Below are 20,138 nucleotides of genomic sequence, written 5' to 3'. Positions count from 1 at the left end.
CGTCTACCTCTTCCGGCGATGCACCGCGTCCGACAAACGCTCCAGCGCCGTGTCCAGGGTGGCGTCCTTCTTGGAGAAACAGAAACGCACCACCGACGTCACGGCATCCTGTTCGTAGAAGGCCGACACCGGAATCGCGGCGACCTTGTAGTCGTTCACGATGCGATGGCAAAATTGCACGTCGGTCTCGTTGAGTCCGAGCGGCGACAGGTCGACGGTCAGGAAATAAGTGCCTTGTGATTTAAGGACGGGAAAGCCGATGCTCTCGAGCCCCTTCGTCAGGCGATCCCTGCTCCGCGCCAGCTCCTTGCGCATGTCGTAAAAATACTCGGCCGGCTTGTCGAGACCGTAGGCGACGGCGGCCTGCAAATTGGGCGCGGTCGTGAAGGTGAGAAACTGGTGCACCTTCGCTGCCACGCGCAGCAGCGGCGGCGCGGCGCAGACGAAGCCGATCTTCCACCCCGTCAGCGAAAAGATCTTGCCCGCGCTGCCCACCTTGATGGTGCGGTCGCGCATGCCGGGGATCGTGATCAGCGGGATATGCTCGCGGCCGTCGAAGGTAACGTGCTCCCAGACCTCGTCGCAGATCGCGATGGTGTCGAACTCCTGGCAGAACCGCGCCAGCAATTCGAGGTCCTCGCGCGGATAGACTACGGCGGCCGGATTGAGCGGGTTGTTGAACAGCACCGCCTTGGTCTTGTGATTGAAGACGCTGCGCAGCATCTCCTCGCTGAGCCGCCAGTCCGGCGGCTCGAGGCGCAACAGCCGCGGGATGCCGCCGGCCTGCCGGATGATGGGCAGGTAGCTGTCATAGACGGGCTGGAAGCAGACGACTTCATCGCCGGGTTCGACGACGGCAAGAATGGAAGAGGTCAACGCCTCGGTGCCGCCCGACGTCACCATCACTTCGCTCATCGGATCAAGCGAGAGGCCGTGCCAGCGTCCATAGTGCGACGCGATCGCCTGCCGCAGCTCCGGAATGCCCATCATCGACGGGTATTGGTTATAGCCGTTGATCGACGCGTCCGCGGCCGCGCGCCTGATATCCTCAGGCCCGGGATCATCAGGAAAACCCTGGCCGAGATTGATGGCGTTATTGTCGCGCGCGGCTTGCGACATCGCCTCGAAGACGGTGACGGGAAGGTCGGCGAAGACCTTGTTCATGGAGGTCATTTTTTCAAAGCAGTCCCTGGAAAACTCAACCGCCGGCCTTGGTCTGCAATCCCGCAGCCTTCCAGCCAATGATGCCGCCCGCCAAATGCTTGTCATAGGGAAGCCCCGCGGCCTGCGCCGCCAGCGACGCCGTCACCGAGCGCTTGCCGGAACGGCAGGCGAAAACCACCTGCTTGCCCTTGGGGTCCGGAATGGCCGCCGGATCGAACGACTGCAGCGGAACCACCACGGCGCCAGGATAGGCTTCCACGGCGACCTCATTCGGCTCGCGCACGTCGACGAGCAGATAGCGTCCCTCCGCCATCCCCTTTGCGACATCTTCCGGCATCAAATCGTGCACCTGATGGTCCGCCACGTAATATCCTCCCGACATCCTGCTTTGAGGGGTCCCGCCCGCCAGCCGGGCGCCAAAGTCGCCTCTGGCGCGGCGAAAATCAAGCGCTGCGAACGGTTTAAAGGGCCATCGAAACGCGGTCACGCGGCCCCCGCGCATGGCGCCATTTATTCTCTCGCGGCGGTGTTTTCAGGTCGGAAGTTGCCTTGCTATCGGCCAGGCCCCGACCGGCGTTTGCGGACCGGTCACCCTGTACCCCCGTCGCAGGTAGAATCCCTTGGCATTTGTGCTTGCTTCGGCGCGAACCACCTCAAAGCCGCGTCCACGCATCAGCGCTTCGAGCCGGTCAAGTAACCCGGCGCCGACGCCCTGCCCGGCATATTCGGGGGCCGTATACAGCCCCTCAAGGACGTCGCCGTGGATGGCGCCCCACCCGGCCACGACGCCATCCAGTTCGGCAATCCATATTTCCAGGTCGCGAAGCTTCCGCTCCATGCCCGCGACGGTGAGCCGGCCCGCCCACGCCTCGGCGTTTGCGACCGGCATTTTCGGCGGCGCCAACTCAAGGATCGATCGTCGCCGAATCTCGAACAGAAGCGCCGCGTCGTCGAACGTAGCCAGGCGGTGAATGGCAGCAGCAGCCATGTGACGTGTGATCCAGCGGCGGGACACGAGTCCCGCGCGCGGACGTTATAGCAGGTCACAGCGCCTAGATCGTCACCTGCGTTCCCACCTCGACCACGCGCCCGGTCGGGATCTGGAAATAGTCGGTGGCGTCGTTGGAGCTGCGGCTCAGCGCGATGAACAAATGATCCTGCCAGCGCGGCATGCCCGAATGCGCGGCCGGCTTGAGCGCACGGCGCGACAGGAAAAACGACGTCGCCATGATGTCGAACTGCCAGCCGAGCTTGCGGGCGAGCGCCAGCGTTCTGGGCACATTGGGCTGCTCCATGAAGCCGAACCGCAGCGTCATCTTGGAGAAGGTCTCGCTCAGTTGCTCCATCCGGATCCGTTCGGAATCATCGATCCGCGGCGTCGGCGCGGTTTCGATGGTGAGAATGACGTTCTTTTCGTGCAGCACCTTGTAATGCTTCAGGCTGTGCATCAGCGCGGTCGGCGCACTCTCGGGGTCGCTGGTCAGGAACACCGCCGTACCGGGGACCCGCTGCGGCGGCCGCTTTTCCAGCATCGCCGCCAGTTCGACCAGCGGGAATTCCAGCTTGCGCGATTTCTCGAACAACAGCCGGCTGCCGCGCCGCCACGTATACATCAGCAGCATCACGATGCCGCCCAGCGCCAGCGGCACCCAACCCCCTTCGAACACCTTCAGCAGATTGGCCGCAAGGAAAGTGAGATCGAGGAACAGGAACGGCGCGATCAGCGCGGCGGCCGCCACCGCCGACCATTTCCAGACCCGCCAGACCACGACAAAGCCCATCATCGCCGTGACCACCATGGTCCCGGTCACGGAAATTCCATATGCCGAGGCCAGCGCGCTGGAGGAGCGGAATAGCAGCACCAGCAGAATCACCGAAATGAACAGCAGCAGATTGATGCGCGGAATGTAGATCTGGCCGGAATGCGACTCCGAGGTATGGCGGATCTCAAACCGCGGCATCAGGCCGAGCTGGATCGCGGTGCGCGTCAGCGAATAGGCGCCGGTGATGACGGCCTGGCTCGCGATCACGGTCGCGAGCGTAGCAAGCGCCACCATCGGGATCAGCGCCCAATCCGGGAACATCAGGAAGAACGGGTTTTCGATGGTCTTGGGATCGCCGATCAGGAGCGCGCCCTGCCCGAGGTAATTCAGCGCCAGCGACGGCAGCACGATGGAGAGCCAGGCGGTCTGGATCGGCCGTTTGCCGAAATGGCCGAGATCGGCGTAGAGCGCTTCCGCGCCGGTGACGGCGAGAAACACCGCGCCAAGCGTCACGAAGCCGATCACGCCATGATGGGTCATGAAGGAAACCGCATGGAGCGGGTTGAGCGCCAGCAGCACTTCGGGATGACGCATGATCTGCGGCAGAGCGGCAACGGCGATGACCGCGAACCAGACGCACATCACCGGCCCGAAGAACGTGGCGACCCGCGCGGTGCCGCGCGACTGAACCGCGAACAGCACGATCAGAATGATCACCGTGAGCGGCACGACGTAGTGGTCGAATGTCGAAGTGACGAGCTTGATGCCTTCGATCGCCGACAGCACCGACAGCGCCGGCGTGATGACGGCATCGCCGTAAAACAACGCGCCACTGATGATCCCGAGCAGCACGATCGCGGCGGCGCCCTTGCTGTTGCTGACGCCGCGCTGCGCCAGCGCCATCAGCGCCAGCGTTCCGCCTTCGCCGTTGTTGTCCGCACGCAGCAGGATGACGACGTATTTCAGCGTCACCACGACGACCAGCGCCCACAGGATCAGCGAGAGAACGCCGAGGACCGCCTGAGGATCGGCGCTGCTTGTGCTGCCGCTCGCCGCCACAATGGCCTCGCGCAGCGCGTAGAGCGGGCTGGTGCCGATGTCGCCATAGACCACGCCGATGCAGCCCAGCATCAGGGCCTTGAAGCCGGCGGTGCAGTGCGCTTCCCCATGCCCGTTGGCCGCGGGCGTTTCCGCCGCGGTAATCGCAATCTGGGATGACATCAGACAGGCCTCGGTTTTTGCCGCACTGCACAATCAGGAAGTGCAGGCCTATACTCCTGTCGTGAATGCATAGGTTAGCCTGAATTCAGGCCTCCGATATGCATTCAGCGCATGGGTTCCAGGGGGCTGGCAGACCGAAATTTCGTCAGGTAATCAGATAGTTACCTGAGTGCCGACCTCGACGACGCGTCCGGTCGGGATCTGGAAGTAGTCGGTGGCATCGTTGGCCGACCGGCTCATCGCGATGAACAGGTGGTCCTGCCATTGCGGCATTCCCGACTGCGCCGACGGCTTCAGCGAGCGCCGCGAGACGAAGAACGAGGTCGCCATGATGTCGAACTGCCAGCCGAGCTTGCGGGCGATCACCAGCGCCTTGGGCACGTTCGGCGATTCCATGAAGCCGAACCGCAGTCGCACGGTGGCGAATTTTTCGCTGATGGTCTCCATCTTGACGCGTTCGGCCGGATCGACGCGCGGCGTCTGTGCGGTCTCGATCGTCACGATCACATTGTGCTCGTGAAGCACCTTGTTGTGCTTGAGATTATGCAGCAGCGCCGTGGGCACGAAATTCGGATCGCTGGTCAAAAACACCGCAGTGCCCTTGACGATGTGCGGTGGACGCTTTTCGAGACTCTTGATCAGGTCGATCAGCGGCACCTCGATGCGCCTCGTCTTGGCGATCAGGATCGCCGCGCCGCGGCGCCAGGTCCAGATCATCACCGCCATCGCGACCCCGAACAGCAGCGGCACCCAGGCGCCTTCAAGCAGCTTCAACAGGTTGGCGGTGAAGAACGCCATATCAACAACTACGAGCGGCAGGATCAACGCGGCCGCTGTCGCCGCGCGCCAGTTCCACAATTTCCAGATCACGACAAAGCCCATGATGCCGTCGACGACCATGGTGGTGGAGACGGCGATGCCGTAGGCCGACGCCAGTCCGCTCGAGGTGCGGAACAGCAGCACCAGCAGGATCACTCCCAGCAGCAGCATCCGGTTGACCCGCGGCAGGTAGATTTGCCCGGCATGGGTCTCGGAGGTGTAACGAACCTCGAACCGCGGCAACAGGCCGAGTTGCACCGCCTGCCGCACCAGCGAATAGGCGCCCGTGATCACGGCCTGGCTCGCGATCACCGTGGCCGCCGTCGCGAGCACCACCAGCGGCAGCAGCAGGATTTCGGGGGCCAGCCGGTAGAACGGGCTTACGATCGCCGCCGGATTGGACAGCACCAAGGCGCCCTGCCCGAAGTAATTGATCAGAAGCGCCGGCATCACCAGATAGAACCATCCGGCCTGAATCGGCTTGCGTCCAAAATGCCCGAGGTCCGCATAAAGCGCCTCGCCGCCGGTCACCGCCAGAAACACCAGGCCCAGCGTCACCAGTCCGATCATGCCGTGCGAAAGCACGAACTGGATCGCGTAATAGGGATTGATCGCCTGCAAAACGGTGGGATCGTCGCTGATGTGGATGAGGCCCAAAATCGTCAGCGTCGCGAACCAGACCACCATGACCGGTCCGAACGCCGACGCGACGCGCGCGGTGCCGCTGCTCTGCACCGAGAACAGCAGCACCAGAATGAAGATCGTCAGCGGCACCACATAATGGTCGAGCGCCGGCGCGACGAGCTTGAGACCTTCGACCGCCGACAAAACCGAAATCGCCGGCGTGATCATGGAATCGCCGATGAACATCGAGGCGCCGACGACGCCCAGCGCCATCAACACCCAGCTGCGCCGGCCCAGCGCCCGTTGACCGAGCGCCATCAGGGAGAGCGTGCCGCCCTCGCCATGATTGTCGGCGCGCAGCAGCAGCAGCACATATTTGGCGGTCACGACGATGAACAGCGACCACAGGATCAGGGAGAGTACGCCGAGCACGATCTCGCGCGACACCGGCCCGCCCGCTGCAGCATGGGTTACGGCTTCGCGGAATGCATACAGCGGCGACGTGCCGATGTCGCCGAACACCACGCCGATGCTGCCCAGTGTCAGGGCCCAAAAGCCTGAGGTGACCTGCCCCTCATGGGCCTCGGTGGATGTGGCGCTGACAGTCATGACGCGGGAAACACGCTCTCAATTATTTGATCCGGGCGGCTATCGACGCTTCTGCGTCGCCTGTCAATCATCGCCGAGCATAGCACCGCTGGGGATGCGGCACCCAAGCAAAGCAAATTTCATCACACTATTGGAGAGGTAAGATGGTAGTTACGGCGAATTACGGCTTCAGACCTGGTGGAAGCGGTGGATTTTCGCGCATTAATGTGATGGTCACGCGACGGTTTGCCGGCAACGTCGGATCATCGGGAAACAGCGGTTGACTGTCGGCCTTGCCGGATACGGCAAAGACGTGCGACGGCGGCAGGCCTTCGCGCTCCAGGATCTGACGCACCGTGTTGGCGCGGTCAGCCGAAAGATCGAATGCGCCATAATCGCTTCGCGCCGGCAGGAAGCCTGCCGCCGTGTGGCCGACGATCGACAATCGCAGTGGCGTCGCCTTCAGCGGAACCGCGAGCTTCTGGATCAGCCGGCGGGTGCGGTCATGGGGCACCTTGGAGCCATCGGCAAACATCGACCGCCCTTCCTGATCGACGATCTCGAGATTGAGGCCCTGGCTGGTCTCCTCGAACATAATGTGTTTGGACATCTCGGTCAGTTCCGGCAGGTCCTGCAACGCCTGCCGCAACGACGCCGAAGCCAGCGCGAATTCGCGGTCGACCGTCAGCTTGGCGCCGCTCTCGCGGGTGCGGTCCTTTTCGTCCGGGGTCGGCGTGGCGGAGGCTTCCTCCGGCGAAATATGAGCGGCGCTCTTCAGCTTCGGCCGCGTCGGCAGACCGTCGGATTCGACGATGCCGGAATAGCGCACTTCAGTCTGCACGCCGAACGCTTCGCGCATCGAGCCGGCGACGATTTTCAGCTTATCCTTGTCCTGGCTCGAGAACGCGACCAGCATCACGAAGAAGGCCAGCAGCAACGCCATCAGGTCGGCGAACGTCACGAACCAGCCGTGACCGCCATGTGCCTCTTCGCGTTTTTTCTTGGCCATGCTCTATGTCCGCGCCTGGATGCTGCCTGAGGATCAGGCGGGAGCCAGTTCGCCTTCCTCGTGGCGATGTTTCTCGGGCAGATAGGCCAGCAGCATTTCACGCACCAGTGCCGGGCTCTTGGAGTCGCGGATCATCAGGATGCCGTCGATGATCAGCGTGCGATTGGTCTCCTCGTCGAGCAGCTTGCCATGCAGCTTGTCGGCGATCGGCAGACAGATCAGGTTTGCGACCAGCGCGCCGTACAGCGTTGCCAGCAAGGCGACGGCCATGAAGGGACCGAGTTTTGAAGGATCCTGCATGTTCGAGAACATCTGCACCATGCCGAGCAGCGTGCCGATCATGCCGAACGCCGGCGCGCAGTCGCCGATGGCGCGATAGATCTTCGAACCTTCGTTCAGGTGCATCAGAAAATTGTCGCGATCGCGCTCGAGGTTGTCGCGGATGAATTCGAGATCGTAACCGTCGGCGACGTAGCGGATTCCCTTGGCGAGGAACGGCTCGTTGGTATCGACCTTTTCTAACCCGACCGGACCCTGCTTGCGGGCGATTTCGGCGATACGGGCGAGTTCATCGACCAGGTCGCGCGCCGACAGACGGCTCATCGTGAAGGCGAATTTGGCGCCGAGCGGCATGCCATGCAGGATCGCGCTGAGCGGAAACCGGATCAGCGTCGCCGCGAACGAACCGCCGAAAATGATGATGACGGCGTGGATGTCGTAGAACATCCGGAAATCGCCACCCATCAGGATCAGCGTGCATAGCACGATGGCGCCGGCGACCAGGCCAATGAGCGTGGTGATATCCATTCTGAACTCCGACGCGTACGCGAACGACCCGCCCGTGCTGGACGACGGCGACGCCCATTCGGGGGCCGCGCAAACTGAACCCTACGTCGGCGCTGTTAAAGACGCGTAAAGGTTAAGCCGAGGCTGTGCCGTACAATTGCGAAGGGCCGGCGTCCCGAACGCTGAAAGACGTCCAGAATCGGCGCCATGTGCCGGATTGATGCCGTGGCGCGACTTCAACCTTTTGCTAACCATAAACCGCCGGCCGTCGCGGGACGCGAGGAGCCTTCAATTCTTCCGGTCGGTTCACTGCGCCTGCACACCGATCCCGGCGGACTTGATGATCGGCCACCATTTGTCGATCTCGGCCTTCTGGAAAGCGGCGAGGCCCTCCGGCGTCTGCTGTGCGCGCGGGGCGACGTCGAGCCCCAGCTCGGTAAAGCGTTTCTGGATCGCCGGATCGGCCAGCGCCTCGACGGTTGCCGCGTTGAGCTTGGCAATGATGTCCTTTGGCGTTCCCTTCGGCGCCCAGAAGCCGAACCAGCCCGACATATAAAGTCCGGGCACGCCGGTCTCGTCCGCCGTCGGGATATCAGGCATCGAGGCGGAGCGCGCCACCGACAGATTGGCCAGCGCCTTGATCGCGCCGGCGCGGATTTGCGGCAGCGCCACCGCACCCTGCACAACCAGAAGATCCACCGTACCCGCGACGAGATCGGTCATCGCCGGTCCTGCGCCGCGATAGGGAATGAACTGCACCTTCTGCCGGGTCAGCTTCTCGAACATGACGCCGGTGACGTTGGCAGCCGCGTTCTGGTTGACGAAATTGATCTTGCCGGGATTGGCCTTCATCCAGGTCACGAGTTCGCCAAGCGTGTTCGCCGGCAGATCTTTCTTGGCGACCATCAGCTGGGGGTTGTTGGAGATCAGCGCGATCGGCTCGAAATCCTTTTCCAGATCATAGTCGAGCTTGTAGATGATGCTGCCGACATGGGTGTCCCATTGCCCGATGTCGAAGGTGTAACCGTCCGGTGCGGCGCGAGCGACACGGCCGACGCCGATGCTGCCGCCGGCACCGCCGACATTTTCGATCACGATCGATTGGCCGAGCGTTGCGCGCATCCGCTCGGCCATGATCCGGGCGGCGGCGTCGGTGGATCCGCCCGGCGGAAAGGGAACGACGAGCGTGATGGGGCGCGACGGATAGGTCTGCGCCTCGACCTCCGCGACGCCGGCAATGACAAGCAATGACAGCGCCGCCCAAAAGGCTCTCATGACGTTTCCCCTCGTCTGTGAACGACCCCGGCTTTTGCCGGTGGCCTTTTTCGTTAGTGGATTTCGGCCGAGCGCTTCAGCGCCGCTTTCAGTTTCTCGAGCGTGAAGTCCGGGCTGCGCGCGATCTCCAGGATCGGCGTCTCGCGACGGGCACAAAGTTCGCAGGCATCCGGCACCTTGGCGGCGATGTCGTGCGGGATCACGATCGCGCCGTGGCTGTCGGCATGAATGAGATCATCGGAACGAACGGTCATGCCGGCGACGCGGACTTCGCCGCCAAAATTTTCCGCATGCACCCACGCGTGCGACGGGCCGATCGAGCCAGCCAAGGCCTGGAAGCCCGGCGCCCATTGCGGGATGTCGCGGATCGAGCCGTCGGTGATGACGCCGAGACAGCCGAGCGCCTTGTGCACGTTGCTTTGCACCTCGCCCCAAAACGCGCCGTAGCCGACGTCGGGGCCGTCGATGTCCTGGATCACCGTGATGCGCGGACCGTGGCCGGTGCCCATATACTCGTAATACTCGATGCGCCGCTTCGATGCCTCCTCGGCCGGCAGGCTGGACTTCAGGACCGAGCGGATCGTCACCGTGCGGGCATAACCGACCATCGGCGGCAGATCGGGAAACGGGCAGACCAGCGGCTTGGTGGTGTAGCCGATCAGCCGGCGCTCAGGCGCCACGATTTCCATCGCATTGCAGATCGTCGGCGTGTCGTAGCGGGCCAACGCCTCAAGCACGGAAGCCGGTAGCGGGGCGGAAGCGGACTGGGTCACTGCGTTTCTCTCCTGATTTTTGGGCCGGAATTCTGGGCAGCCGGATATCGCTAAGCCCTATAGCCGAGATTGGGTTCGAACCCAACTCGGCCGGCGCTCATGGCAGCTATCTTGGCAGATATAACGGAAGTCGCTTGGCGGCTCAGTTCAGCCGCGCCGGCCGATCGTCATGCTCGGCGTCGGCCGGAGCCGCCGGGAATACGGTTGCCGGACCGGCGGGTGCCGCGGCATCGGTGGTCGCAGCCGCCAGCGCGGCAGCGGCGTTTCGCTCATGATCGCGATAGGTTTTCCAGCCCCACGGCAGGCTCAACAGATACAGCACCGTCCCGACCGAGAGAATGTACCAGGGATAGCTCACGAGCAGCGCGATGAAGAACACCACCGAGACGAAAACCGGCAGCACCATTTCCGGCGGCACGCGCATGCGCACGGTCTTGCCGGAAAGCACCGGCAGCCGCGACACCATCAGGAATCCGATCAGCAGCGTATAGAACGCGGTCAGTAGGGCCGGCGGCTGCGGGACGCCCAAAAAGACCAGATAGATCGGCAGCATCACGGTCAGCGCACCGAGTGGCGCCGGAACGCCGGTGAAATAATTTGCCGCGAACGCGGGCTTGTTCGGATCGTCGATGCTGGCGTTGAACCGCGCCAGCCGCAGGCCGCCTGAGATCGCATACACCATGGCCGCGATCCAGCCGCCATTGCCGAGTTCATGCAACTGCCAGAAATACAGCATCAGGCCGGGCGTGACACCGAAATTGACGAAGTCCGCGAGGCTGTCGAGTTCGGCACCGAATTTCGACTGGCCCTTGATCATGCGCGCGACGCGGCCGTCGACCCCGTCCAGCACCGCGGCGAAGACGATCGCGGCAACTGCGAGTTCCATGCGGCCTTCGATCGACAGCCGGATCGCCGTCAGCCCGGCGCAGATCGCCAGCAACGTGATGAAGTTCGGCACCAGCATCCGGATCGGAATCGGACGAAACCGGCGGCGGCGCATTTCCGGAGATTTGGGATCGGGTATCATCATGGCTCGCCAATATATAGCAAGCGCCAGCCTGCACCGCCATTGTGGCGGCCGGCAGGCGCCTCAGCCATTCGGATGGTTAATCGGCGCGGAAGGTCCGCCCCTGCTCGCTGGCGCCGCCGAGATCGGCCAGCACGGTCTCGCCGGCGACCGCGGTTTGGCCCTCGGAAACCAGCGATTTGCCGCCTTCGGGCAAATAGACGTCGAGCCGCGAGCCGAACCGGATCAGGCCGAACCGCTCGCCGGCGCCGATCGTCTGCCCCTCGCGCACGAACGAGACAATACGTCGCGCTACCAGGCCTGCGATCTGGACCACGCCGATGCGGCCATGGCTGGCGGTCGAGATCACCAGCGAGTTGCGCTCATTGTCTTCGCTGGCCTTGTCGAGCTCGGCATTGATGAAGGTGCCGGGCCGGTAGGCAATACGGTCGATCCGGCCTGCCACCGGACTGCGATTCACGTGGCAGTTGAACACGCTCATGAAGATCGAGATGCGCAGCAGCGGCCGGTCGCCGAGACCAAGCTCGGCCGGCGGCAACACCTGAGAGATCATCGAGACCCGTCCGTCGGCCGGCGACACCACGACGCCTTCGCGTACCGGGGTGACGCGCACGGGATCGCGGAAGAACAGCGCGCACCAGACCGTCAGGATCGTGCCGATCCAGCCGAGCGGCGTCCAGATCCAGAACAGGACGAGGCTAGCAAGCGCAAAGCCGCCGATGAAGGGATAGCCCTCGGGATGGATCGGCGGGATTTGCGCGCGGATGGAATTGGCAATCGACATCGAGGCTCACTATTGGCTGGCCCGGTCCCGTTCTTTCGGGATCGAGCTGTATTTCAAATTATTCCGCAGCGGTGACCAGAGGATCCTGGACCGGCGGCGGGGTGCGGTTGGGCGCCTCGTTGTCGTCGTCGATCTGCGCGAGCTTCTCCCGCGCCTCCTCGGCTTCGCGCTGCCTGTTCCACATACTGGCATAAAGTCCGCCGGAAGCCAAAAGCCGGGCATGCGTGCCGCGCTCGGCAATGCGGCCCTGATCCAGCACGATAATTTCGTCGGCGCCGACGATGGTCGAGAGCCGATGCGCGATCACCAGCGAGGTGCGGCCGCGCGAGACGCGCTCGAGCGATTCCTGGATTTCATGCTCGGTATGACTATCGAGCGCCGAGGTCGCCTCATCGAGCACCAGGATCGGCGGCGCCTTCAACACGGTGCGCGCGATCGCGACGCGCTGCTTCTCGCCGCCGGACAATTTCAGTCCGCGTTCGCCGACCTGGGTCTCATATCCCAGCGGAGACAACCGGATGAAGCTGTCGATCTGCGCCAGTTGCGCGGCCTCCTCCACCTCCGCATCGCTGGCGTCCCAGCGGCCGTAGCGGATGTTGTAGCGGATGGTGTCGTTGAACAGCACGGTATCCTGCGGCACCATGCCGATCGAGGCGCGCAGCGACGCCTGGGTGACGTTCCTGATGTCCTGGCCGTCGATCAGGATCTGACCGCCGGAAACGTCGTAAAGGCGGAACAGCAGCCGCGAAATCGTCGACTTGCCCGCCCCCGAGGGTCCGACGATCGCAACCGTCTTGCCCGCCGGCACCTCGAAGCTGAGGCCTTTCAGGATCGGACGCTCGGGGTCATAGGCAAACCGCACGTCTTCGAAACGCACATTGCCCGAACCGACGACCAGCGGCACGGCGCTCGGGATATCCTTGATCTCGGGATTGCGCGACAGCACGCTGAACATCTTCTCGATGTCGATCACCGCCTGCTTGATCTCGCGATAGACCATGCCCATGAAATTGAGCGGCTGGTACAACTGGATCATCATGGCGTTGACCATGACGAAGTCACCGACGGTGTTGGTGCCGTTGCGCACGCCGATCGCGCACATCAGCATGGTCGCGGTGAGACCGAGCGTGAAGATGACCGCCTGCCCGGTGTTGAGCACCGCGAGCGACGTATAGGTCTTCACGCTGTTATGCTCGTAGCGCTCCATCGAGCGGTCGTAGCGCGCGGCCTCGCGCTGCTCGGCGCTGAAATATTTTACGGTCTCGTAGTTGAGCAGCGAGTCGATCGCCTTGGTGTTCGCCTCGGTGTCGGAATCGTTCATCTTGCGGCGGATCTCGATCCGCCATTCGGTCGCGATGTAGGTGTAGTACATATAGATCACGACCGTGACCGCGGTGACCAGCACGTAGCGCCAGTCGAACTGCCACAGCAGCACCGCCATCAACAGCGACACCTCGACGATGGTCGGGATCAGTTGCAGGATCACCATCCGCACGATCACTTCGATGCCGGTGCGGCCGCGCTCCAGCACGCGGGTCAGTCCCCCGGTCTTGCGCTCGAGGTGGAAGCGCAGCGACAGCTCGTGCATGTGTACGAAGGTGATGTTGGCGAGCTTGCGTACCGCATGCATCGCAACGCGCGCGAAGATGCCGTCGCGCCACTGCGTCAGCACCGCCATCAGCACCCGCACCGCGCCGTAGCTTGCGGTCATCAGCAAGGGTGACGCGATCAGCCACAGCGTCCAGTTCGACGGTTCCACCGGCGCGCTGCCGTGGCCGTTGAGCGCGTCGATCGCCCATTTGAAGGTGAAGGGCACCGTCAGCGTCGCGAGCTTCGCGACGAGCAGCAGCACCATCGACCAGACCACACGCATTTTCAGGTCTGCGCGGTCGCCGGGCCAGATATAGGGCCACAAATGCACCAGCGTCCCGATCAGGGTCGCCTTTTCGAGGGAGGAGCTATCGGGCAATGGCGCTTCGTCGGCTCGCGAATCAGTATCGGCCATGGATCAAGCGCCCAAAAGTCTGATGGCGCGCCCGTTCGCCGTTACATGGTTTCCATTGATCGTCATTCTGCTCGTCATATAGAGCGTTTAAACGCCGCGTACAGCCTTGAAAGGCAAAACTTTCTCCGGTTTGCCCGCATTTCGGGTTCAAAACCACTGTGGCAGTATAATCTCGGACTTGAGCTTTCTACGCTGCAGTGCCACATAAATTGCATGAACCAAATCAAAACCGTCTGCGTCTATTGCGGCTCCGGCTCCGGCTCGAACCCCCGTTTCGTCGAAGCTGCGATCGCGCTGGGCAAGGTCTTCGCCGAGAACAGTATCCGCCTCGTTTATGGCGGCGGATCGGTGGGCCTGATGGGCGCGGTTGCCAAATCCGTGCTGGATCACGGTGGCACCGTTACCGGGATCATTCCGGATTTTCTCGCCAACCGCGAGCGCATGAATCCGAACCTTACCGAACTGGTCGTCACGCCTGACATGCACGAGCGCAAGCGGCTGATGTTCGAACGCTCCGACGCATTCGTCGCCCTTCCCGGCGGCGTCGGCACGTTGGAGGAACTGGTCGAGCAGATGACTTGGCAACAGCTCGGCCGGCACACCAAACCGGTGCTGCTCGCCAACATCGACGATTTCTGGGAGCCGCTGATCGCGCTATTGACGCATATGCGCGCCAATCAGTTCATCCGCCCTGCCCTGGACGTCGAGGTCCTGAAGGCCGAACGCGTCGAGGACGTCCTGCCTCGCCTGCGCGCCGCCGCAGCCCTTGCGCCCGCGGGCACCCAGGAGATGGCGCCGGACGTCGCGCGACGGCTGTAGGTAGGTAGAAGGATTCCGGGCATGAGCACGCTGGAGCACCCTCGCCCGCAAGGACTGCTGCACAATGCGGCCTTCTCGCAAGTCGTCGCAGCCACCGGGACGCGCACGATCTACACGGCGGGACAGGTGTCGATCGATGAGCACGGCGAACTGGTCGGCGCCGGGGATCTGGCCGCGCAAACCGAACAGGTGATGCGCAATGTCGGGCTCGCCCTTGCCGCGGCCGGCGCCGACTTCGGCGACGTCGTGAAGATCACCACCTATGTCGTGAATTACAAACCCGAGCATCGGGCGATCATCGGCAAGGCACGGTCGCCCTTCTTTGCCAAGGGTGCCCCACCGGCGAGCACGCTCGTCGGAGTATCCGCGCTCGCACTGCCCGAGTGGCTGGTCGAGATCGAGGCCGTCGCAGTCGTCGACTGAGCTGACGGAGCTTCGTCGCTATCGCTGCCTGGCTTCCGATCATTGCTACAAATCGGGAAACGTCACCGCCTCGATGCGATTGCCATCGGGATCGATGACGAACGCCGCGTAGTATTTCACGCGGTCGTGCGGGCGGACACCTGGCGCGCCGTCGGAGCGGCCGCCGGCGCCGACCGCCGCGGCGTGGAAGGCATCGACCGCATCAGCTGACCGCGCGCGAAGACAGATGTGCACGCCGCTCTCCGGCGCGACCGGCAGCATGCCGGCGCGCAGGTTGATCCAGAATTCGGGATAGGTTTTGCCGAAGCCGATGGTAGCGGGGCGCGTCACCAGCTGCGTCAGGCCGAGCGCCGCAAGTGTCGGTTCATAGAAGCGCGCCGCGCGTTCGAGATCGGCAACGCCGACGGAGACGTGATCGAGCATACGGCACCTTCGATTGCTGCCTCGTCATTCCGGGGCGATGCGAAGCATCGAACCCGGAATCTCGAGATTCCGGGTTCGCTTCGCGCCCCGGAATGACAGTAAGCCTCACACCGGCGCGCCTGACTTCACCAGCTTGTAGACCACCGAATCCATCAGCGCCTGGAACGAAGCGTCGATGATGTTGGGCGACACGCCGACCGTGATCCAGCTATCGCCGTTTTCATCCTCGCTCTCGATCAGCACCCGCGTCACCGCCTCCGTGCCGCCATTGAGAATACGAACGCGATAATCGATCAGCTTCAGGCCTTCGATGTATGTCTGGTATTTGCCGAGGTCCTTGCGCAGCGCGACGTCGAGCGCGTTGACGGGACCATTGCCTTCCGCGGCCGAGATCAGCCGCTCGCCGGCGACATCGACCTTCACCACCGCAAGCGCCACCGTGACGCGCTGGCCGTTGGAATTGTAGCGCTGCTCGACATTTACGTCGAACTGCTCGACCCGGAAATATTCCGGCACCCGCCCGAGCGTACGCCGCGCCAACAGATCGAACGACGCATTGGCGGACTCATAGGCGTAACCGGCCGCCTCGCGCTCCTTCAGTTCCTCGACCAGACGCGCCAGCTTCGGATCGCTTTTCTCGTAAGGGATGCCGGCACGGTCGAGTTCAGCCATCACATTGGAGCGGCCGGCCTGATCGGACACCAGCACCTTGCGATGATTGCCGACCAGTTCGGGCAGCACGTGCTCATACGTGTGCGGGTCCTTCATGACCGCGGAGGCGTGGATGCCGGTCTTGGTCACGAAGGCGCTTTCGCCGACATAGGCGGCGTGGCGGTTCGGCGCGCGGTTCAGCATGTCGTCGAGCGTCCGCGACACCTTCATCAAGGTCGCCATCTTTTCATCGGTGACGCCGATCTCGAAGGCGTTCGAATATTCGTTCTTCAGCCGCAAGGTCGGGATCAGCGAACAGAGATTGGCGTTGCCGCAGCGCTCGCCGAGCCCGTTCAGCGTGCCCTGGATCTGCCGCGCCCCGGCGCGCACCGCCGCGAGCGAGTTGGCGACCGCCTGCTCGGTGTCGTTATGGGCGTGGATGCCGACGTTGCCGCCGGGAATGTGCTTGATCACGTCGCCGACGATGGTCTCGACTTCATGCGGCATGGTGCCGCCATTGGTGTCGCACAGCACCACCCAGCGCGCGCCGGACTCGTAAGCCGCCTTGGCGCAGGCCAGCGCGAACTCGGAATTCTCCTTGTAGCCATCGAAGAAGTGCTCGCAATCCACCATCACCTCGCGGCCGGCGGCCTTGGCGGCACTCACGCTGTCGCGGATCGAGGCAAGGTTTTCCTCATTGGTGGTTTCGAGCGCGACCCGCACCTGATAGGCCGAGGCTTTCGCGACAAAGCAGATCGCATCCGCCTTGGCTTCGATCAGTGCCGCCAGCCCCGGATCGTTGGAAGCCGAGCGGCCGGGACGGCGCGTCATGCCGAACGCGGTAAAGCGCGCATGGTCGAGCTTCAGCTTGGTGGCAAAGAATTCGGTATCGGTCGGATTGGCACCGGGATAGCCGCCTTCGACATAGTCGATGCCGAGTTCGTCGAGCATGCCGGCGATGATCTGCTTGTCATGCAGCGTGAAGTCGACGCCGTTGGTTTGCGCGCCGTCGCGCAGCGTGGTGTCGAACAGATAAAGGCGTTCGCGGCTCATTGTGGCGCTCCCGGCGCGGCCTCGGCCAGCGTCTTCTGCATCGTGGTATTGGCGAGCCATTCACCATTGATGGTGACGGTGTTGCGCTGCATGGCGACGTAACCGCGCTTGAGGAAGAATTCCTGCGCGTTGTCGCTGACGTCAACGGTAAGAATCTTGGCGCCGCGCGCACCGGCAAGCTTTTCCAGCGCATCGCACAGCATGGCGCCGACGCCCTGCCCCACTGCGCCCGGGTGCACGAAGAGCATCTCGATGTGATCGGCGCCCTTCAGGGAGGCAAACCCGACCGGCGAATTCTGCAGCGTCGCGATCAGGGTCAATTCACCGGCCCGCTTCTTGCCGAATTGTTCCTCATCATCGGCCGCCGACGCCCAGGCTTCCTGCTGCGCCTCGCTGTAATCGTCGCCGGTCAACTCCTGAATCGCGGCAACAAAAATCGCTGCCACAACAGAAGTATCCGCTGCAAGGAACGGCCGTAGTGCAGGTTTGGGCAACGACTGTCCCATTGCGTCAAAATACTCCGAACAATCTGAGCACGAGCACGACCGCAGCCACGATCACAGCCCATTTGATGAAGATGTAGTAGCGCCAGTGTTTTGGGAAAGGTGTATCAGGACGACTCATCGTGAGACCTCCCAAGTCGTTATTGGGTTGCCGTCTGCATCCTTACTGTCCTTCAAGACGACCTTCATAGCAGCAAGCTGATCGCGGATACGATCAGACTCTTTGAAGTCTTTCCGGGCACGTGCAGCGGTCCGGTCGGCGATCAGTGCGTCTATCGTTGCCGAATCCAACTCAGAAGATTTATCGAGAGGAACAATATCGACATAAGCATCACGCCGGATCACAGCCTTAATCCCGATAGCTGCTAAATCAGATTCCGCTCGCTGGATAACCTCCGGAATATTGTTGGCCGTTCCCACTCGGAAATTCATGACATACGGGATCGCATCAAATAGGAGGCGAGGCTGAACATTTGTACCTAATACGTGAGTATCCTCCAGAGCACCTATGTTCTCTCCGTTGAGCAATCCAAGAAATTCGCAATTCTGGAAAAACTCCTTGGTAAGACCTGCGGCGGGAGAAAATTGCTTTCTAAGAACGGCCACCCCATTTGGCGTGTTGAGATCATCTTCGAGAGCGTCCACAAGATCTTGCGTAGGCTGCGGCGCTACTTTTCTGAATTTCCTCTGCTGATAGTCATGATGAGCTTCCGAGCCTGAATACATGGCTGCCCAGCTTCCCATTTCTTGACGCGCCTGCTCTAGTCGAGAGACGGTCCAATCAATCGGCTGCCTATAGTGGGTCTGCAACATCGCGTACCTCATGACCGCGCCGGTCCATGAGTTGAGCAATTCCCTGATCGTGACGAAGTTGCCGAGGCTCTTCGACATCTTCTCGCCTTCGACCTGCAGGAAGCCGTTGTGCATCCAGACGCTGGCCATTCGCGGCGCATGGAAGGCGCAGCAACTTTGCGCGAGCTCGTTCTCATGGTGCGGAAACACCAGGTCGATGCCGCCGCCATGGATGTCGAACTTCTCGCCGAGATGTTTCCACGCCATCGCCGAGCACTCGATGTGCCAACCCGGGCGCCCCGGCGCCGCAATGCCTGCCGGCGACGGCCATGACGGCTCGCCAAGTTTGGCGGGCTTCCACAGTACGAAGTCGGTGGTGTCGCGCTTGTAGGGGGCGACGTCGACGCGGGCGCCCGCGATCATCTCGTCGAGCGAGCGGTTAGCGAGTGCACCATAGCGCGGCAACACCGAATTTGCGGCGTTCATCGCCTGCGGCGAGAACAGCACGTGATCCTCGGCTACATAGGCGAAACCTGCCTGCACCAGCTTTTCGATGATCTCGCGCATCTCGGCAATATGTTCGGTGGCGCGCGGTTCGACCGTCGGCCGCAATGCAGCCAACGCATCGACGTCGTCGTGAAACTGCTTTTCCGTCAGTTCCGTGACCTTGCGGATCGCATCGTTCAGCGGCAGGCTCGGAAAATCCCGCGCCGCGCGATCGTTGATCTTGTCGTCGACGTCGGTGATGTTGCGGACATATTTGACGTGGGCGTCGCCGTAGAGGTGCCGTAACAACCGAAACAGCACGTCGAACACGATGATCGGGCGTGCGTTGCCGATATGGGCGAAGTCGTAGACCGTCGGTCCGCAGACATACATGCCGACGTTCGTGGCATCGAGCGGCGTGAACGGCCGCTTTTCCTTCGTCAACGTATCGTAGAGGCGTAATGACATGGGATATCCGTACCTTACGGCCGGGCGTCCAGTGATCTCATTTTGAGAAAAGACGGCCTCAGCCAGCGAATCGCTAGCTAATAATCTCGCGGCAAATGCTGCAGATGGCGAGGAAACCGTTCATGGTTCCACCATGTCCCAGCCCGGGGGATGCCGTCAAGGCCCGCCTGCGGCCGTTTTTGAGCCAAATTCGCCACTAGACGCCCGGCAGCCGGCTCATGGTTAATCATTGTTAAGACTTTGGGCTTATCTGAGAGGGGTGATCCCTTTCCCTTATTGGGTGCCCCATGCGATTTTCATCAGCATTCATTGCCAGCGCATTTCTGCTCGCGGCCCCGTCCGCTTATGCCGACAGCCGCGTTTTCATCATTGCCAACCAGGCCGATGGCTATGGCATCGACCAATGCCTCGCCAAGGGCGACAAATGCGGCGCCCATGCCGCCCGCTCCTACTGCCAATCACGCGAATTTGCTTCCGCCTCCGCCTACCGCCGCGTCGATCCCGATGAAATCACCGGATCGGTTCCGAGGGGCGGAAACGACAAATGTAGTGGCAGCGGCTGCGACGAATACGTCGCCATTACCTGCCAACGCTGAGCCGGATCGCCGCGGCGGGCCGTTGCCGCATTGCCACACCGGCGCCGCGGAAACGACGTGACGCTGCCCCGAGAAGCGGCTATGGG

19 protein-coding genes are annotated in these 20,138 nt (G+C 62.5%); 3 read left to right on the top strand and 16 right to left on the bottom strand.

Annotated elements, in window-relative coordinates; translation table 11 throughout:
* Nucleotides 1-3 precede the first annotated feature (3 nt).
* The 12 genes from JQ629_RS27470 to JQ629_RS27415 form a co-directional block, all read right to left on the bottom strand.
* The gene (locus JQ629_RS27470) at nucleotides 4-1,173 is read right to left on the bottom strand and encodes an aminotransferase (protein WP_192740427.1); all 1,170 of its coding nucleotides are present in this window, start codon (nucleotides 1,171-1,173) and stop codon (nucleotides 4-6) included.
* Between the two features lie 25 nt (nucleotides 1,174-1,198).
* Entirely contained in the window at nucleotides 1,199-1,546 is a 348-nt protein-coding gene (locus JQ629_RS27465; RefSeq protein ID WP_212415279.1) for a rhodanese-like domain-containing protein, read from the bottom strand.
* A gap of 150 nt (nucleotides 1,547-1,696) precedes the next feature.
* Complete coding sequence (locus JQ629_RS27460; protein WP_212415278.1) at nucleotides 1,697-2,152, bottom strand: GNAT family N-acetyltransferase; 456 nt, start codon at nucleotides 2,150-2,152, stop codon at nucleotides 1,697-1,699.
* 64 nt (nucleotides 2,153-2,216) lie between these two features.
* The gene (locus JQ629_RS27455) at nucleotides 2,217-4,148 is read right to left on the bottom strand and encodes a potassium transporter Kup (protein ID WP_212415277.1); all 1,932 of its coding nucleotides are present in this window, start codon (nucleotides 4,146-4,148) and stop codon (nucleotides 2,217-2,219) included.
* 153 nt (nucleotides 4,149-4,301) lie between these two features.
* The gene (locus JQ629_RS27450) at nucleotides 4,302-6,200 is read right to left on the bottom strand and encodes a potassium transporter Kup (protein ID WP_212268906.1); all 1,899 of its coding nucleotides are present in this window, start codon (nucleotides 6,198-6,200) and stop codon (nucleotides 4,302-4,304) included.
* A 160-nt stretch (nucleotides 6,201-6,360) separates the two neighbouring features.
* A complete protein-coding gene (locus JQ629_RS27445) occupies nucleotides 6,361-7,188 on the bottom strand; it encodes an OmpA/MotB family protein (RefSeq protein WP_212031722.1) in 828 nt (275 codons plus the stop codon).
* A 33-nt stretch (nucleotides 7,189-7,221) separates the two neighbouring features.
* Nucleotides 7,222-7,995: a motility protein A gene (locus tag JQ629_RS27440; protein ID WP_212031723.1), complete on the bottom strand. Its 774-nt coding sequence runs from the start codon at nucleotides 7,993-7,995 to the stop codon at nucleotides 7,222-7,224.
* 285 nt (nucleotides 7,996-8,280) lie between these two features.
* A complete protein-coding gene (locus JQ629_RS27435; RefSeq protein WP_212415276.1) occupies nucleotides 8,281-9,249 on the bottom strand; it encodes a tripartite tricarboxylate transporter substrate-binding protein in 969 nt (322 codons plus the stop codon).
* 53 nt (nucleotides 9,250-9,302) lie between these two features.
* The gene (locus tag JQ629_RS27430) at nucleotides 9,303-10,022 is read right to left on the bottom strand and encodes an RraA family protein (RefSeq protein ID WP_211996613.1); all 720 of its coding nucleotides are present in this window, start codon (nucleotides 10,020-10,022) and stop codon (nucleotides 9,303-9,305) included.
* Nucleotides 10,023-10,164: 142 nt separating this feature from the next.
* A complete protein-coding gene (locus tag JQ629_RS27425) occupies nucleotides 10,165-11,049 on the bottom strand; it encodes a CDP-alcohol phosphatidyltransferase family protein (RefSeq protein WP_212415300.1) in 885 nt (294 codons plus the stop codon).
* 79 nt (nucleotides 11,050-11,128) lie between these two features.
* The gene (locus JQ629_RS27420; RefSeq protein WP_212269531.1) at nucleotides 11,129-11,833 is read right to left on the bottom strand and encodes a phosphatidylserine decarboxylase; all 705 of its coding nucleotides are present in this window, start codon (nucleotides 11,831-11,833) and stop codon (nucleotides 11,129-11,131) included.
* A gap of 58 nt (nucleotides 11,834-11,891) precedes the next feature.
* On the bottom strand, nucleotides 11,892-13,838 hold the full coding sequence (locus JQ629_RS27415) for an ABCB family ABC transporter ATP-binding protein/permease (RefSeq protein ID WP_212415275.1): 1,947 nt from the start codon (nucleotides 13,836-13,838) through the stop codon (nucleotides 11,892-11,894).
* A 213-nt stretch (nucleotides 13,839-14,051) separates the two neighbouring features.
* Between JQ629_RS27415 and JQ629_RS27410 the strand changes: the two genes are divergently transcribed.
* Together JQ629_RS27410 and JQ629_RS27405 are read left to right on the top strand one after the other, a co-directional pair.
* A complete protein-coding gene (locus JQ629_RS27410) occupies nucleotides 14,052-14,657 on the top strand; it encodes an LOG family protein (protein ID WP_212269529.1) in 606 nt (201 codons plus the stop codon).
* Nucleotides 14,658-14,678: 21 nt separating this feature from the next.
* Complete coding sequence (locus tag JQ629_RS27405; RefSeq protein ID WP_212415274.1) at nucleotides 14,679-15,080, top strand: RidA family protein; 402 nt, start codon at nucleotides 14,679-14,681, stop codon at nucleotides 15,078-15,080.
* 45 nt (nucleotides 15,081-15,125) lie between these two features.
* Here JQ629_RS27405 and JQ629_RS27400 read toward each other — a convergent pair whose 3' ends face one another.
* From JQ629_RS27400 to cysS, 4 genes are all read right to left on the bottom strand, one after another.
* Nucleotides 15,126-15,503: a VOC family protein gene (locus JQ629_RS27400; protein ID WP_212415273.1), complete on the bottom strand. Its 378-nt coding sequence runs from the start codon at nucleotides 15,501-15,503 to the stop codon at nucleotides 15,126-15,128.
* A 105-nt stretch (nucleotides 15,504-15,608) separates the two neighbouring features.
* The gene (gene cimA, locus JQ629_RS27395) at nucleotides 15,609-17,207 is read right to left on the bottom strand and encodes a citramalate synthase (RefSeq protein ID WP_212415272.1); all 1,599 of its coding nucleotides are present in this window, start codon (nucleotides 17,205-17,207) and stop codon (nucleotides 15,609-15,611) included.
* Nucleotides 17,204-17,713: a GNAT family N-acetyltransferase gene (locus JQ629_RS27390; RefSeq protein WP_212415271.1), complete on the bottom strand. Its 510-nt coding sequence runs from the start codon at nucleotides 17,711-17,713 to the stop codon at nucleotides 17,204-17,206. Before JQ629_RS27390 ends, cimA begins: the two co-directional genes overlap by 4 nt.
* A 114-nt stretch (nucleotides 17,714-17,827) precedes the next feature.
* On the bottom strand, nucleotides 17,828-19,456 hold the full coding sequence (gene cysS / locus JQ629_RS27385) for a cysteine--tRNA ligase (protein WP_212415270.1): 1,629 nt from the start codon (nucleotides 19,454-19,456) through the stop codon (nucleotides 17,828-17,830).
* Nucleotides 19,457-19,743: 287 nt separating this feature from the next.
* Here cysS and JQ629_RS27380 point away from each other — a divergent pair, with 287 nt between their 5' ends.
* The gene (locus JQ629_RS27380) at nucleotides 19,744-20,052 is read left to right on the top strand and encodes a hypothetical protein (protein WP_212415269.1); all 309 of its coding nucleotides are present in this window, start codon (nucleotides 19,744-19,746) and stop codon (nucleotides 20,050-20,052) included.
* Nucleotides 20,053-20,138 lie beyond the last annotated feature (86 nt).

Source organism: Bradyrhizobium sp. AUGA SZCCT0222, from assembly GCF_018130205.1.
In the GTDB taxonomy this organism is placed as follows: Bacteria; Pseudomonadota; Alphaproteobacteria; order Rhizobiales; family Xanthobacteraceae; genus Bradyrhizobium.
The sequence above is the reverse complement of the archived record's forward strand: the minus strand, read 5'-3'. Positions and strand labels throughout refer to the sequence as shown.